General features: G+C 74.7%; 16 protein-coding genes and 1 pseudogene. 11 read left to right on the top strand and 6 right to left on the bottom strand.

What is annotated here, in order from left to right; genetic code table 11:
* The first annotated feature begins 227 nt into the window (after nt 1–227).
* Complete coding sequence (locus ABD335_RS13165; protein ID WP_344322464.1) at nt 228–782, top strand: SMI1/KNR4 family protein; 555 nt, start codon at nt 228–230, stop codon at nt 780–782.
* Between the two features lie 5 nt (nt 783–787).
* On the opposite strand, the gene ABD335_RS13170 is transcribed toward ABD335_RS13165, so the two are convergent.
* Complete coding sequence (locus ABD335_RS13170) at nt 788–2,122, bottom strand: MFS transporter (RefSeq protein ID WP_344322465.1); 1,335 nt, start codon at nt 2,120–2,122, stop codon at nt 788–790.
* A 73-nt stretch (nt 2,123–2,195) separates the two neighbouring features.
* Here ABD335_RS13170 and ABD335_RS13175 point away from each other — a divergent pair, with 73 nt between their 5' ends.
* The gene (locus ABD335_RS13175; protein WP_344322466.1) at nt 2,196–2,759 is read left to right on the top strand and encodes a CGNR zinc finger domain-containing protein; all 564 of its coding nucleotides are present in this window, start codon (nt 2,196–2,198) and stop codon (nt 2,757–2,759) included.
* 39 nt (nt 2,760–2,798) lie between these two features.
* On the opposite strand, the gene ABD335_RS13180 is transcribed toward ABD335_RS13175, so the two are convergent.
* On the bottom strand, nt 2,799–3,683 hold the full coding sequence (locus ABD335_RS13180) for an NAD(P)-dependent oxidoreductase (RefSeq protein WP_344322467.1): 885 nt from the start codon (nt 3,681–3,683) through the stop codon (nt 2,799–2,801).
* A gap of 197 nt (nt 3,684–3,880) precedes the next feature.
* On the opposite strand from ABD335_RS13180, the gene ABD335_RS13185 reads away from it, so the two are divergent.
* A complete protein-coding gene (locus ABD335_RS13185; RefSeq protein ID WP_425583639.1) occupies nt 3,881–4,894 on the top strand; it encodes a GlxA family transcriptional regulator in 1,014 nt (337 codons plus the stop codon).
* On the opposite strand, the gene ABD335_RS13190 is transcribed toward ABD335_RS13185, so the two are convergent.
* Nucleotides 4,884–5,744, bottom strand: a complete 861-nt coding sequence (locus tag ABD335_RS13190; RefSeq protein ID WP_344322469.1) for an SDR family oxidoreductase — start codon at nt 5,742–5,744, stop codon at nt 4,884–4,886. The two genes, ABD335_RS13185 and ABD335_RS13190, sit on opposite strands and share 11 nt — an antisense overlap.
* 133 nt (nt 5,745–5,877) lie before the next feature.
* Between ABD335_RS13190 and ABD335_RS13195 the strand changes: the two genes are divergently transcribed.
* The 3 genes and pseudogenes from ABD335_RS13195 (at nt 5,878) to ABD335_RS13205 (ending at nt 7,757) form a co-directional block, all read left to right on the top strand.
* Complete coding sequence (locus tag ABD335_RS13195; protein ID WP_344322470.1) at nt 5,878–6,318, top strand: winged helix-turn-helix transcriptional regulator; 441 nt, start codon at nt 5,878–5,880, stop codon at nt 6,316–6,318.
* A gap of 64 nt (nt 6,319–6,382) precedes the next feature.
* Nucleotides 6,383–6,658: pseudogene (locus ABD335_RS13200) on the top strand (maleylpyruvate isomerase N-terminal domain-containing protein); the annotation flags it as partial.
* Nucleotides 6,659–7,028: 370 nt separating this feature from the next.
* Complete coding sequence (locus tag ABD335_RS13205) at nt 7,029–7,757, top strand: class I SAM-dependent methyltransferase (RefSeq protein ID WP_344323020.1); 729 nt, start codon at nt 7,029–7,031, stop codon at nt 7,755–7,757.
* A 290-nt stretch (nt 7,758–8,047) separates the two neighbouring features.
* Here ABD335_RS13205 and ABD335_RS13210 read toward each other — a convergent pair whose 3' ends face one another.
* Nucleotides 8,048–8,290, bottom strand: a complete 243-nt coding sequence (locus ABD335_RS13210; protein ID WP_344322471.1) for a DUF397 domain-containing protein — start codon at nt 8,288–8,290, stop codon at nt 8,048–8,050.
* Entirely contained in the window at nt 8,287–9,108 is an 822-nt protein-coding gene (locus tag ABD335_RS13215) for a helix-turn-helix domain-containing protein (protein ID WP_344322472.1), read from the bottom strand. Before ABD335_RS13215 ends, ABD335_RS13210 begins: the two co-directional genes overlap by 4 nt.
* Before the next feature lie 92 nt (nt 9,109–9,200).
* Here ABD335_RS13215 and ABD335_RS13220 point away from each other — a divergent pair, with 92 nt between their 5' ends.
* The 3 genes from ABD335_RS13220 to ABD335_RS13230 are packed head-to-tail and all read left to right on the top strand — an operon-like array spanning nt 9,201 to nt 10,811.
* Nucleotides 9,201–9,644, top strand: a complete 444-nt coding sequence (locus ABD335_RS13220) for a hypothetical protein (protein ID WP_344322473.1) — start codon at nt 9,201–9,203, stop codon at nt 9,642–9,644.
* Complete coding sequence (locus ABD335_RS13225) at nt 9,641–10,105, top strand: hypothetical protein (RefSeq protein WP_344322474.1); 465 nt, start codon at nt 9,641–9,643, stop codon at nt 10,103–10,105. The genes ABD335_RS13220 and ABD335_RS13225 overlap by 4 nt, the downstream gene beginning before the upstream one ends.
* A 31-nt stretch (nt 10,106–10,136) precedes the next feature.
* On the top strand, nt 10,137–10,811 hold the full coding sequence (locus ABD335_RS13230) for a pirin family protein (protein ID WP_344322475.1): 675 nt from the start codon (nt 10,137–10,139) through the stop codon (nt 10,809–10,811).
* 73 nt (nt 10,812–10,884) lie between these two features.
* Here ABD335_RS13230 and ABD335_RS13235 read toward each other — a convergent pair whose 3' ends face one another.
* Nucleotides 10,885–11,592: a hypothetical protein gene (locus ABD335_RS13235; RefSeq protein ID WP_344322476.1), complete on the bottom strand. Its 708-nt coding sequence runs from the start codon at nt 11,590–11,592 to the stop codon at nt 10,885–10,887.
* A 111-nt stretch (nt 11,593–11,703) separates the two neighbouring features.
* Here ABD335_RS13235 and ABD335_RS13240 point away from each other — a divergent pair, with 111 nt between their 5' ends.
* Together ABD335_RS13240 and ABD335_RS13245 are read left to right on the top strand one after the other, a co-directional pair.
* Nucleotides 11,704–12,312 (top strand): TetR/AcrR family transcriptional regulator, encoded by a 609-nt coding sequence (locus ABD335_RS13240; RefSeq protein ID WP_344322477.1) that lies wholly within the window; start codon nt 11,704–11,706, stop codon nt 12,310–12,312.
* Nucleotides 12,313–12,341: 29 nt separating this feature from the next.
* A complete protein-coding gene (locus tag ABD335_RS13245) occupies nt 12,342–13,034 on the top strand; it encodes a maleylpyruvate isomerase family mycothiol-dependent enzyme (protein ID WP_344322478.1) in 693 nt (230 codons plus the stop codon).
* The last annotated feature ends 1 nt before the right edge of the window (nt 13,035 follow it).

Raw genomic sequence — 13,035 nt, forward strand, 5'->3', positions numbered from 1 at the left:
GACGGTGGGCCGGACCAGGCTATGCGCCGGCGCGGTGACGGTCTTCCCCCGCCGGCCCCGTCGGCGCGTACGGCCGATAGGCGCCGGCGCCGCCCGGCGGACGGGGGGAGCGCCGCGTCCGCCGGGCGGGTCGAACTCCCCACCGTCCGACCGGTGGTGACGGGGCGACCGGGAGACGGCGGCCGTGGGGAGGGCGGTTGTCGGGGGGTGGTGGTACTCATGGGCGCGTGGAGACCGAACACGCCCGTCCCGACGACCTCGCCGCCCTCCGCGCGGCCTTCGACGCCGACTCGTGCGAACCGCCCCTGGGGTGGGACGCGGTGCGCGCCTTCGAGGCGGAGCACGGCGTCGTCCTGCCCGAGCCGTACCGGACGTTCGTCGCGGAGGTCTGCGACGGGTCCCGGGTCGGACCGCCCGCCTACGGCCTGACGCCACTGGCCGAACTGCCCGACGACTGGGGGGACGACCGTCCCCGGCGGGTCCTGGCCGAGCCCTTTCCCCTGACGGAGGCGTGGCTGTGGGAGGAGGACCCGGACCCGGAGGCGGCCGAGCCGGTCCTCGACCGGGTCTTCGACCACGGTTCGATCGTCCTGGGCACCGACGGCTGCGGCATGTACTGGCACCTGATCGTCACCGGGCCGCACCGCGGGCACGTCTGGAACATCACCGACGTGGGCGCCGTCCCCTTCGGCGCCGAGTTCGGCCACACCACCTCCGAGCCGGGGTTCGCCGGCTGGGTGCGGCACTGGGCGGCGGGCGGGGAGTGGTTCGACGCGGCGTGAGACCCCTACCGGCGGGGCGGTTCGTGCGGTGACCGCGCGGCGCCCGCCGTCCGCCGGTCCGGCGCGTCCGCGCCGCCGGGAGGGTGAGGCGGGCGCGTGCGCGTGGTCGGGAGGGCGAGGCGGTGGAGGAGCGCCGCGGCGAGGTGGACGGCGGCGATCCCGAGCAGGAGGAGCGGCGGGGGCAGCGAGGCGGCGAGCCCGACGAGGGCGGAACCGCAGGCCGCCGCCGAGATCTTCAGCCCCGCCCCGATGGTGAAGACCTGCGCCCGCACCCGCTCCGGGGAGTGGGCGGCCCGGATGCGCAGGGTGGCGCTCAGCAGCGGCCCCTCGAACACCCCCGCCACGGCGAACAGCACCGCCAGAACGGCGAACGAGGCCGTGGACGAGGCCGCGAACGAGGGTGCGAACGAGGCGGCGGCCAGGACGAGGCCGGTGCCCGACAGGGAGGCGGAGACCAGACGCCGGGCCGGGAAGGACCGCAGCCACCTGGCCACCGCCAGGGAGGCGGCGAGCGCCCCGACGGCGAACGCGGTCATCAGCAGGCCGCCGGAGTCGGGGCGGTCCAGTTCGGTCGCGAGCAGGATCGCGGTGGTGGTCAGGCCGCCGATGCCCAGGGAGTTCAGGCAGGTGGCCGCCGTGACCGCGCGCAGTTCGCGCACCCGCCACACGGTCGCCAGGCCCGCCGCGAGGTCGGCGCGGAGTGTCGTCCGCGCGCCGGCCCCTTCGACTGCCCCTTCGCCGGACGCCTCGCCGGACGCCCGGACCGGGGCCGCCGACCGTCCGTACGGCAGCGTGGACGCCAGGACGGCCGCGCACGCCGCCGACACGCTCAGCAGCGCCACGGCCGTACCGGGGGAGCCCAGGGCGGAGACGGCGCTCACCAGGGCGGGGCCGGTCACCGACACGGCGTTGTACGTCGCCGCGTCCAGGGCGTACGCGCGGTCGCGGTCCGGTCCCTCGGGGACGAGCCGGGCCACCAGGCCGGAGAGCCCGCCGGTGACCACCGGCCCGCACGCGCCGCCGAGCGCGGCCACGGCCAGCACCACGGGCAGGGGGACGCGTCCGACGAGCACCGCCAACGCGGCGATCCCCGAGGCCAGGCCGCCCAGTCCGCACGAGTGGAACAGCCGGGCGCTGCGCACCCGTTCGGCCAGGGCTCCCGTCAGCGGCGCGACGAGGACGTGCGGCGCCATCCACGCGGTCAGCACGAACGCGCCCTGGGCCGCGCTGCCGGTGCGGTGCACCGCCAGCATCACCACGGCCACGGCCATGCCCTCCTCCGCCAGCCGCGCGAGGAGGGCGGTGGCCAGGTAGGGCCGCAGCCCGGTGTGCGGTCGCACGTGCGCCTCCCGTGTGTAACGCCATTTTTCAAAAAGACGTTACCCTGTGGAGCGAGGAACAAGGGAGTCGATCGTGAACGACACCGTGACCACGGGGGGATTCCGGCCGGCCCGGCGGCTGGTCGACCTGGCGAACGCGGTCCGCGCGAACCCCGACCTGCCCCGGGCGGAACTGGTCGAACTGCTGATCCGCCACGGGGAGAACCCGGACGACCTCACCGAGGAGGCGTTCCCCCCGGCCCACGAGGAGGCCCTGCGGGCCGCCGCCGCCCGCATGGCCGCCGTCCTCGCCGAGACCGACACCGACCGGGCCGCCCACGCCCTCAACGAGATCCTCGCCGAGTGCGGCGCCCGCCCCCGTCTGACCGACCACGGCGGCCGGCACCCCTGGCACCTGCACGTCGACCGGGGCGAGGACGCGGACTGGGCCGACTGGTTCCTGGCCTCCGGCGCCCTGGCCCTGGCCCAGATCGTCACCGAGTACGGCCGCGCCACCTGGGGCGAGTGCGCCGCCCCGGGCTGCACCACCCTCTACCTGGGCACCGGCCCCGGAAGCGCCCGCCGCTACTGCTCCACGACCTGCGCCTCCCGCGCCCGCGTCGCGGCCCACCGTCGCCGCAAGCGGGGCGAGGCGTAGCGGAGGCCGGTGGACCGGTCCCGGCGGCGCCGGGGCGCGTCACCCGCCGGTCGACGGGTTCCGCAGGACCTCGATCACGCTCGCGTAGCTGTCCCGGCCGTGTCCGGCCGCCTTCGCCCGTTCCATGGTCGTCTTCAGCAGCTCCGGCAGCGCGTTGTCCAGGCCGCGGGCCTCGGCCGCGTGGAGAAGGTGGTCGATCGTCGCGATCTGCACGTCGACGGTGGCGTCGTCGCCCGGGTAGCGGCCGGCGTCCACCTGGGGCGCGTACGTGGTCATGAAGCCGGCCACGGCGGTCAGCCAGCGGACGGCGACGGGAGTGAACGCCGTGGCCTCCGTCTTCTCCGCGCCGACCAGCGCGGTGCCGTGCAGCCAGCCCGTCAGCGTCGCCCACATCAGGCCGAGCAGGGCGGCGTCGTGGAGGGACGCCGTCCCCGGGTCGGCGCCCAGGTACAGGGGGTCGCCCAGGGTGGCCAGGGTCGATCGGTGGGCCTCGAAGACGGTCTCCGGGCCGCTGTAGAGGAACATCATCTCCGGGCTGCCGACCCCCGGCGGGGTGGTCATGATCGCCCCGTCGAGGTAGTCGGCCCCGTGCGCACGCGCCCACTCGGCGGTCTCGCGGGCCTGCTCCGGCGAGCCGGAGGTGAGGTTGACCAGCGTCCGGCCCGCCAGCGTGTCGGCCACGGGGTCGAGGACGGTGCGCAGCGCGCCGTAGTCCAGTACGCAGGCGACGATCAGCGGACTCGCCGCGACCGCCTCCCCGGCCGTCGCGGCGGCCTTCGCCCCGCGGTCCGCGAGCGCCTCCGCCTTGTGCGCCGAACGGTTCCACACGGTGGTCGGGTGCCCCCGGTCCAACAGCGTGCCGGCCAGCGCCGAGCCCATCGATCCCAGTCCCAGCACGGTCACGGCCGGACGGTCCGCATTCATGTCACAACTCCTCAGGTACGTCCGCCTGCGGCGGCTCACCACGTCGATCACGTCGATCACCTCGATCACGTGGGAGCCACGCTCGCAGCGCGCGGAGGCCGGGAACAGTGACAGGGGTGACGTCCGGCACCGAATTCCTGCCACGTCCCCGCCGGCGCCGGCGTACGCTGCCGGGCATGGGTGCCGGTTCCGTCGCCGTGGTCGTGCCCGAGGGCATCGGGGTCCCCTCCTGGGACCTGTACGAACTCGCCATCCCCTGCACCGTCTTCGGGAAGCCGCAGCCGGACCTGGCCGACCCCTGGTACGACCTGCGGCTGTGCGGGACGGGGGACGGCCCGGCGGACGGCACGGGGCTGGCCGTGCGGACCCCCTACGGCCTCGACGACCTCGTCGGCGCGGACACCGTCGTCGTCCCCTCCGTCCCCGACGCCTGTGTCGAGGAGGGCGAACCGCTGCCGCCGGACCTGATCGAGGCCCTGCGCCGCGCGCACGAGGCGGGCGCCCGCATGGTCTCCCTGTGCACCGGCGCCTTCGCGCTCGCCGAGGCGGGGCTGCTCGACGGCCGCCGCGCCACCGCCCACTGGACGCACACCGCCCAACTCGCCGCGCGCTACCCCGAGGTGGAGGTCGACGACTCGGTGCTGTACGTCGACAACGGCGATGTCCTCACCAGCGCGGGGCTCACCGCCGGCCTCGACCTCTGCCTCCACATCGTGCGCCGCGACCTGGGCGCCCACGTCGCCAACCAGCTCGCCCGCCGGATGGTCGTGCCCGCCCACCGGCCGGGCGGCCAGGCGCAGTTCGTCGACCTGGCCGTGCCCGCCACCGACGACGAGGGCCTGGCGCCGGTCCTGGAGTGGGCCCAGGCGCACCTGGACGAGCCGCTGACGGTCGGGGACCTGGCCCGGCGCGCGGCGATGAGCCCGCGCACGTTCCACCGGCGGCTCCGGGCCGCCACGGGCACCACGCCCCTCCAGTGGCTCCTCGGCCGGCGCCTGGCGCGGGCCCAGAGCCTGTTGGAGTCGACGGACCTGCCGGTCGAGAAGGTCGGCGAACTGAGCGGCCTCGGCACGGCGAACAACCTCCGCCACCACTTCCTGAAGCACGTCGGGGTCTCGCCGAGCGACTACCGCCGCGCCTTCCCCCGGACGCCTCCCGCCCCCGTAGGCGCCCCGACTCCCCGCCGGGGCGCCCGCGCGGTCAGCCCTTGAGCGCCTCGGCGACGGCGTCGGACAGCGGGGTGGCGGGCCGGCCCAGGAGGGCCGCCAGGTCGCCGGTGGTCCTGGCCAGGGCGCCCCGGGAGATCTTGACGTCGGAGTCCACCAGCAGCTCCACGAAGAAGGCCGGCAGGCCCGCGTCGGTGAGGACCCGCCGGTACTGCTCGGCGGGCAGGTCCCGGTAGACGACCTCCTTGCCGGAGACGGCGGCGGCCTCGGCGGCCAGGTCGGCGAGCGTCCAGGCGGTGTCGCCGGTCAACTCGTGGACCTTGCCCGCCTGGTCGTCGCGGGTCAGGACCACGGCGGCGGCCTCGGCGAGGTCGGCGCGGGTGGCCGAGGCGACGCGGCCCTCGCCGGCGGCGCCGACGATCGCGCCGCGCTCGACGGAGTCGGCCAGGGTGGCGGTGTAGTTCTCGGTGTACCAGCCGTTGCGCAGCAGCACGGTGGGCAGGCCGGACTCGGCCAGGGCGGCCTCGGTCTCGCGGTGGACGCGGGCCAGCCCCAGCGGGTTGGTGTCGGCGTCGACGACCGAGGTGTAGGCGACCAGGCCGACCCCGGCCTCCCGCGCGGCGGCGACGACGGCGCGGTGCTGGACGACGCGCAGGTCGTCGGGGCCGTTGGCGGAGACGAACAGCAGCTTGTCGGCCCCGGCGAACGCGGGGGCGAGGGTCTCGGGCCGGTCGTAGTCGGCCTCGCGGACGGCCACGCCGCGCGCGGCCAGGTCGGCGGCCTTCTCCGGGGTGCGTACGGCGGCGGCGAGCTCGGAGGCGGGCACGCCGCGTTCGAGGAGCTTCTCCACGGTCAGGCGGCCGAACTGTCCGGTGGCTCCGGTGACGACGATCATCGCAGGCGTCCTTCGGGTGTGGGAACGACAGGGGGACGGCTCGGACCCGGCGGTCCGGCACGCCCCCACCGTACGCTGTGGAATCGAAAGCGCAAACTTTTCCACAGTGCTGTATCTCGGGTAGTCTTCAGATATGGACACACCGACCGCCCCGCCGAAGACCGCGGAGACCGCGCCGGAGGCCGCGGAGGAGCAGCGGGTCCGGGAGTTGGAATTCGACGTGTTCGCCCGCGCCTGCCCCTCCCGGCCGGTGCTGGAGCACCTCACCGGCCGCTGGGGCGTCCTGGTCCTGGCCGGCCTCCACCACGGGCCCGCCCGCTTCAACGCCCTGCGCCGCCGCGTCGACGGCGTGAGCGAGAAGATGCTCGCCCAGACGCTCCAGGCCCTGGAACGCGACGGGTTCGTCCACCGCGAGGTCCGCGCCGTGATGCCGCCGCGGGTCGAGTACAGCCTCACCGAGCTGGGCCGCACCACGGCCGCCAAGCTGATCGACCTCATCGAGCACCTCGAAGCCCACATGCCCGCCGTCCTGGCCGCCCAGCAGCGCCACGACCGGGAGCGCGACGGCGACTGAAGGCCCCGCCGGCACCGCCGAAAACCCCTGGCGGGGAACGGATCTCCCGTGGTTCAGTGCCCCGATGGACCGGACCTGGCTGGGGCCTCCGCTGGACGTACGGCCGCTGTTCCCGCCGGAGCGGCGCGCGCTGATCGACCTGCTGTCCGCGCTCGACCCCCACGACCGGTCCCGCGCGACCGTCTGCCCCGGCTGGTCCGTGCACGACGTGACCGCGCACCTCCTGCACGACCACGTCCGCCGCCTGTCCGGCGACCGCGACGGCCACCCCGGACCGGCCTTCCGCGCCGGCGAGACCCTGCCGTACTTCCTGACCCGCACCAACGAGGACTTCGTCCGGACGGCCCGGCAGTCCAGCCCCCGGCTGATGATCGACCTCCTGGCCCACCTGGGCCCCTGCTGGACGCCGAGTGGGCGCGCCGAGAACCGATCGACCCGGCACGGGTGGGCGTCTCCTGGGCGTCTCCTGGGCGGTCTCCGACGGGCCGTCCCCGATGTGGCCGGACATCGCCCGCGAGCACACCGAGTTCCGGGTCCACCGGCAGCAGATCCGCGATGCCGTCGGCCGTCCGGGCGCGTCCGAACCGCGCCTGCTCCACCCGGTCCTGGACACCTTCCCGCGCGCCCTTCCCCTGACGCTGCACCGCACGCCGGCGCCCGTGGGCACGGCCGTCCGCGCCCGGGGCGCCGCCCTCACGAGAGGAGAACCGATGGACCGCCACATCCGCACGGTGGAGGACGTGTTGAGGCTGCTGGACGGCCTGTTCGCACCCGAGGCCGACCGCTGGACGGACCGCGCGGCCTCCTGGTGGGACGGCTTCTACGCGGACCGCTCCAAGCCGGTGCCGTTCTTCGTCGCCAAGCCGGACGAGAACCTGGCTTCGTACCTCGACCGCGGCCTGATCACGCCGGGCCGGGCCCTCGACCTGGGCTGCGGTCCGGGCCGCAACGCCCTCCACCTCGCCTCCCTCGGGTTCGAGGTGGACGCCGTCGACCTCTCCCCGGAGGCCGTCGCCTGGGCCGAGGAACGCGCCCGCGAGGCGGGGGCCGACATCCGCTTCCACCGAGGGGACGCCTTCGCCCTCGGCGACGACCTGGCCGGCCCCTACGACCTGATCTGCGACTCCGGCTGCTTCCACCACCTGCCGCCGCACCGCCGCGTCAGCTACCTCGCCCTCGTGGACCGCGTCCTGGCGCCCGGCGGCCACCTCGCCCTCACCTGCTTCGCGGCCGGGGGAATGGGCTGCGAACTCCCCGACGAGGAGCTCTACCGCCGGTCCCGCCTCCACGGCGGCCTCGCCTACACGCCCGAGTCCCTGCGCCGGATCTTCTCCGACCTGGAGGAGATCGAGCTGCGCCGCATGACCGACGAGCCGCCCGAGTCCCCGTACTTCGGCGAACCCTTCCTCTGGACGGCCCTGTTCCGCCGCCCCGCCTGAACCGGTCCCCGACGCCCGCTCGGTCCGGGACGTCAGCCGGGGTGGGGAGCGATTTCTCGTTCATGCGGCGTGCGTGCACTGTCAACGGCGTCCACCTGCCGGGCGGTGGACGGCCGCCGGCCGTCCCGACTCGTGGATCGGGGACGGAAGAAGGGGGACGAACGCGGAACGGAGTGGACAAAGGGAATCCGCGGCGTGATCGCCGCGGATTCCCTTTGTCTCCTCGGGGCTCTCTTCAGGACGCTTCCGCGATCCGGCGCACACGTGCGCGCCGCTGCGCGGTCTTCGGGTCAGGCGCGGGTGGCGCCGAGGAAAGCGGACCAGGCGCGGGGGGTGAAGGCCAGGGAGGGCCGGGAGACGTCCTTGGAGTCACGGACGTGGACGGCGTGCGGGCAGGCCGCGACCTCCACGCACTCACCGCCCGCGTCGCCGCTGTGGCTGGACTTGCGCCACTCGACGGCGACTTCGACGCACTGGCCGCCCGCGTCGCCGCTGTAACTGGACTTGCACCACGCCAGGTCTGCGGTGTTCATAGTTCGCGGATCATCTCCTCGATCAACTGCGCGGAGTCCTTCGGGGTTAGAGCCTGCGTTCGAAGCATCCCATAGCGGGTCTGGAACTCGCTGACCTTGTTTCGGTCGTCGATCACCTCGCCCCCGGCTTGAGTCTCGACGTAGGCCACCCACTGTCGTTCGGGGGTCTCCAGCAGAGTGAAGGGACCGTTGAACCCGGCGTGGGTCTCGTAGTGCGTCGGCATGACCTGGATCGACACATTTCGCATCTTCGACAACTCCAGCAGCCGCTCCAGCTGCCCCCTGAGTACGTCCTTTCCGCCCACCGGGCGCCGCAGCACCCACTCCTCGACGACCATGGCCAGCGAGACGGGCGGCTTGCGGGTCAGCAGTGTCTGACGCTCCATGTGCGCCTGCACCCGGCGTTCGATCTCCTCCTCGTCCAGGGTCGGGACGTAGGCGCTGAGGACCGCACGGGCGTAGTCCTCGGTCTGTACCAGGCCGAGAATCACGTGTGTGTCGTACGTCCACAGGCTGATCGCCTCCTGCTCCCGCCGGGCGTACTCGCCGAACCAGGCGGGCAGCCTGGTCCACTTCAGGTGCGGGGCGGCGGCGCGCAGTGCGCCCTTGGCGTCCAGCAGTTCCTCCGCCTTGGCGATGAACGCCGGGCTCGCCAGTCGTTCCCCGTACTCGATCTTGGCGACCATCGACTTCGAGTAGCCGACGTGTTGGCCGAGTTCCTCCCGTGTGACTCCCTGAGCCTCGCGCAGGGCGTTCAACACCGCGCCGAAGACCTTCATCCCATCCGAGCCCGTGCAGTTGGGCGTGGTCGAGGACATGCTTCTCACTCCCCCTGGCTCCCCGCTACAACGCGGAGATGTGGAACGGTCACTGCTGGTCACGCTAGGCACAAGCCGGAAAAGTCGGGGGTGTGAACGGAGAAACAACCACCGAAAGCGTCAATCCGGCCTGGAACTGGATTCCTCGGACCGGGCACTCGCTGCGGCTGGCCGGGGTGCACTTCGACGCGGTGCGGGTCGCGGGGCAGTTGGCGGAGGAGGCCGCGCGGGAGACGGACGGGCCGGTCGTCCACGAGTCCGTGGGGGAGCGGTACACGTACTTCCTGCTGCCGCCCGGCACCGTCCGCTCCCACCGCTGGCCGCCCGGAGCGCGGGGGCTGACCAGCGGCGACCGGTGCGCCGCGTACGTCGGCATCCCGGCCCTGCGCGGCGGGACGTGGCCGCTGTCCTGGGTCCGCACGCCCACCGAGCGGGCGCCCTTCGTGGACCCGGCCGCGCTGCACGCGGCGCTGTGCCGGCTCACCGGCTGGTACCCCTGTCCGGCCGTCCCCGCGCCCGGGGAGGAGAGCCGGTGAGCACCATCCGCACCGCCGGGGCCGCCGGGCTGCCACGGCGCGTGGCCACCTGGACGTGGCTGGAGAGGACCGAGGTGGGGCGGATGGCGTTCCTGCTCGTCGCGCCCCCGGCACCCGTCCCCTGGGGCGACACGGCAGGGGACGTGGAGCGGCGGATGCTGCGGCCGGCCGCCGCACTGGAGTTGGACGGGCCGGACCGTCCGCTGGTGTACGTCGGGCCGCGCCTCGCCCTGGGCGCCGACCGCGACCGCGTGTCCGTGCGGCTGGACGAGCGCGGGCTGGGGCTGCGGGCACGGGTGTGCGCGGAGTGGGCCGCGTTCGCGCGGGGCGGCGGACCGGTGGCGCTGCTCGTCGGCCTCGACCCGCTCGCGCCCGCCGCGACGCCGGAGGACGTGGAGGAGTACCTGCGGACGCGCGCCGCGCGCGGGCGGCTGAGGATGGGCAACACGGCCGCCGTGTGACGGTCCGGAGCCCTCCGCGTACCGTGAAGGAATGCTGCACATATGGCGTGAAGCCGACCGCTATCGGGGCGGTGACGCGGCGGCCGGCATAGAGACCCGGCACGCCTTCTCCTTCTCCGGCTTCTACGATCCGTCCAACACGCGCTTCGGACTGCTGGTCGCCTGCAACGAGGAGCGGCTCGCGCCGGGCGCGGGCTTCGCCGAACACCCGCACGCGGACGTGGAGATCGTCTCCTGGGTGGTCGAGGGCGAGCTGACGCACGAGGACTCCACCGGACGCCGCGCGGTGATCCGGCCCGGGGACGTCCAGCGGCTCAGCGCGGGGCGCGGCATCCGACACGTGGAGCGCAACGCGGGGAGCGAGCCGCTGCGGTTCGTGCAGATGTGGCTGGTGCCGGGGGTGTTCGGGGGCGACGCCGAGTACGAGGTCGTGCGCGGCATCGCCGACGGCACCCCGTACGGGCTGGCCCGCGCCGACGCGGTGATGCACGTGCGGCGGCTGGGACCGGGGGAGCGCATGGCGATCCCGGACGCGCCGTGGGTGTACGTCCACGTGGTGCGCGGCGGGCTGCGCATCGGCGAGGAGTCGTTGGCGCCCGGTGACGCGGCGCGGATCACCGACGCGGAGAGGCTGGAGGCGGCCGGGGAGGCCGCCGGGACCGAGGTGTTGATCTGGGAGATGCACGCGGAGCCGTCCTACGGCTGACGAGGAAGGGGAAGCGGCGGGCCGGGGACCGTTCACGGTCCCCGGCCCGCGCGTGCGTCATCGGCGCCCGCCGTCACCGGCCGGCGCCCGCCCCGACGCGCTCGCGCACCGCCGTGACCAGACCCGCCGCGTCGTCGGCGTGGAGGCGCACCGCGGTGACCTCCGCCGTACGGCCCCGGGGGAGGGCGACGGCGACGGGCCGGGCGAGGGCGACCTCCACGGTGGTCTGGTGGGAGACCTGCACGTACAGGGTGTCGCCGTCCACCTGCACCGTCCGGCCGTCCCTGCCGGCGCGCAGGTGGCGGGCGCCGGCGACCGCGTCCCAGGGGATGCGGACGTCGAGGCCGGAGCCGTACCGCACCCACAGCCCGGACGGGGCCACGACGTGCGGGCGGACGGTGACGGCGGCGAGGACGCCGAGCATCCACACCACGCCCCACACGCCCAGGGCCAGGACCAGGAGGCGCAGCCACCGCCAGGGCCAGGGCACCAGCAGGTCCACCGCGACGACCTCGAAGAGGGAGAGGAAGAAGAAGGCCAGGATCGGCAGCAGGACCGGTTCGCGGTAGGCGAAGGCCGCGCCGTGCGGCGGGACGTCCGGGCGGCGCAGCAGCCACCGGCCGAGGTTCGTCCACATGTCGATCTCGAACCGCACCGCGAGGCGGACCAGGCGCCGGGCGAACGCCGCCGCCCGGCGCGGGCGTCCGCCGCTCCGGCGGGCGGGGGCGTCCGGCACGGCGGGGCGGGACGTCCCGGCGGTGTCGTGCGTGGGTGTGTTCACTGGCGCCCCCGTGGGGTGTGGGGTCCGCGTCGGACCTTTTTCAATACGACTGCAATGTAAAAGCTGGGCGAGGGCGGAGTCAATGCGGTCGTATTGTGAAACCATGGCCGGGTGCCGAAGAGAGTCGATCACCACGCGCGGCGCACGCTGATCGCCGACGCCCTGATGAGGGTCGCCGCCGACCGGGGGCTGGAGGCGGTCAGCCTGCGGCACGTCGCGGCCGAGGCCGGAGTGTCGACCGGGATGGTGCAGCACTACTTCCGCACCAAGGACGAGATGATGACCTTCGCCATGGAGACGGTCGGCGAGCGCACGGAGGCCCGGCTCACCGCCGCCGTCGAGGCGCTCGGCGAGTCCCCCGCGCCCAAGGCGCTGGTCCGTACGCTGCTGACGGGACTGCTCCCGCTCGACGAGCCCCGGCGCGCCGAAGGACGGGTGGCCCTGGCGTTCCTCGCCTACTCGGCGGCGCGCCCCCGGGTCGCGGCGGCGCTGCGCGAGGACGCCGCGGGGATGCGGGAGGTCCTGGCCGGCCGAATCCGCGCCGCCCAGGACGCGGGCGACGCGCCGGAGGAGCTCGACCCCGACCACGCGGCGACCGCGCTGCTGGCCCTGGTGGACGGCCTGGGCGTCCACGTCCTCGGCGAGCACTACGCGCCCGAGACCGCGCTGGCGGTCCTCGACGCCCACCTGGACACGGTCTTCGGACCGTCCCCGCACTAGGCTCCCGCTCCCGCGCTAGGCTCCCGACCGTGGACTCCGCATCCCTCCTCGACCACCTGCGACGCGAACTCGACGCCTTCCGGGCCTGCCTGGACGGGGACCCGTCGGCCCCCGTGGAGCACTGCGGCGACTGGACGCTGCGCGACCTCGCCGCCCACCTGGGCGAGGGGAACCTCTGGGCGGCGACGGCCGTCACCGAACGGCACGGCGACCACCGGCCCCCGGCCGCGCCGCACGAGCCGGCCGCGTTGGCGCGGTGGTTCGAGGGGACGGGCGAGGTGCTGCTGGAGGCGCTCGACGTCGAACCGTCCACCCCGGCCTGGACGTTCCACCCGCCGCACACCGTCGGCTTCTGGCGGCGACGCCGCTGTCTGGAGACCCTGGTGCACCGCTGGGACGCCGAGCACGCCCTCGGAACGCCCGGTCCGCTGGACGCGGAACTCGCCGCCGAGGGCGTGGCCGAGGTCTTCGACACCATGGCCCCCCGCCAGATCGCGCGGGGCCGCGCCACCCCGCCCGACCGGGCCGTGCGGCTGACCGCCACCGACACCGGGGCCTCGTGGACATACGGCCCCGGCGACCCGGTCGCCGCCGTCTCCGGCACCGCGGAGGACCTGCTGCTGATGCTGTGGGGCCGCCGCCCCGCCGACGGGGAGGCGCTGGTGTGGGAGGGCGACCGGGCGGCCGGGCGGCGCGTCCTGGACGGGCCCCTGGTGCCGTGAG

Origin of the sequence: Streptomyces macrosporus, from assembly GCF_039533145.1 — a bacterium.
Lineage (GTDB): Bacteria > Actinomycetota > Actinomycetes > Streptomycetales > Streptomycetaceae > Streptomyces > Streptomyces macrosporus.

Excerpts from the sequence above, each read along its gene's own strand:
- ABD335_RS13180 (WP_344322467.1), bottom strand. The coding sequence starts at position 3,683 with ATGAATGCGGACCGTCCGGCCGTGACCGTGCTGGGACTGGGATCGATG.
- ABD335_RS13190 (WP_344322469.1), bottom strand. The coding sequence starts at position 5,744 with ATGATCGTCGTCACCGGAGCCACCGGACAGTTCGGCCGCCTGACCGTG.
- ABD335_RS13195 (WP_344322470.1), top strand. The coding sequence starts at position 5,878 with ATGGACACACCGACCGCCCCGCCGAAGACCGCGGAGACCGCGCCGGAG.
- ABD335_RS13205 (WP_344323020.1), top strand. The coding sequence starts at position 7,029 with ATGGACCGCCACATCCGCACGGTGGAGGACGTGTTGAGGCTGCTGGAC.
- ABD335_RS13210 (WP_344322471.1), bottom strand. The coding sequence starts at position 8,290 with ATGAACACCGCAGACCTGGCGTGGTGCAAGTCCAGTTACAGCGGCGAC.
- ABD335_RS13215 (WP_344322472.1), bottom strand. The coding sequence starts at position 9,108 with ATGTCCTCGACCACGCCCAACTGCACGGGCTCGGATGGGATGAAGGTC.
- ABD335_RS13230 (WP_344322475.1), top strand. The coding sequence starts at position 10,137 with ATGCTGCACATATGGCGTGAAGCCGACCGCTATCGGGGCGGTGACGCG.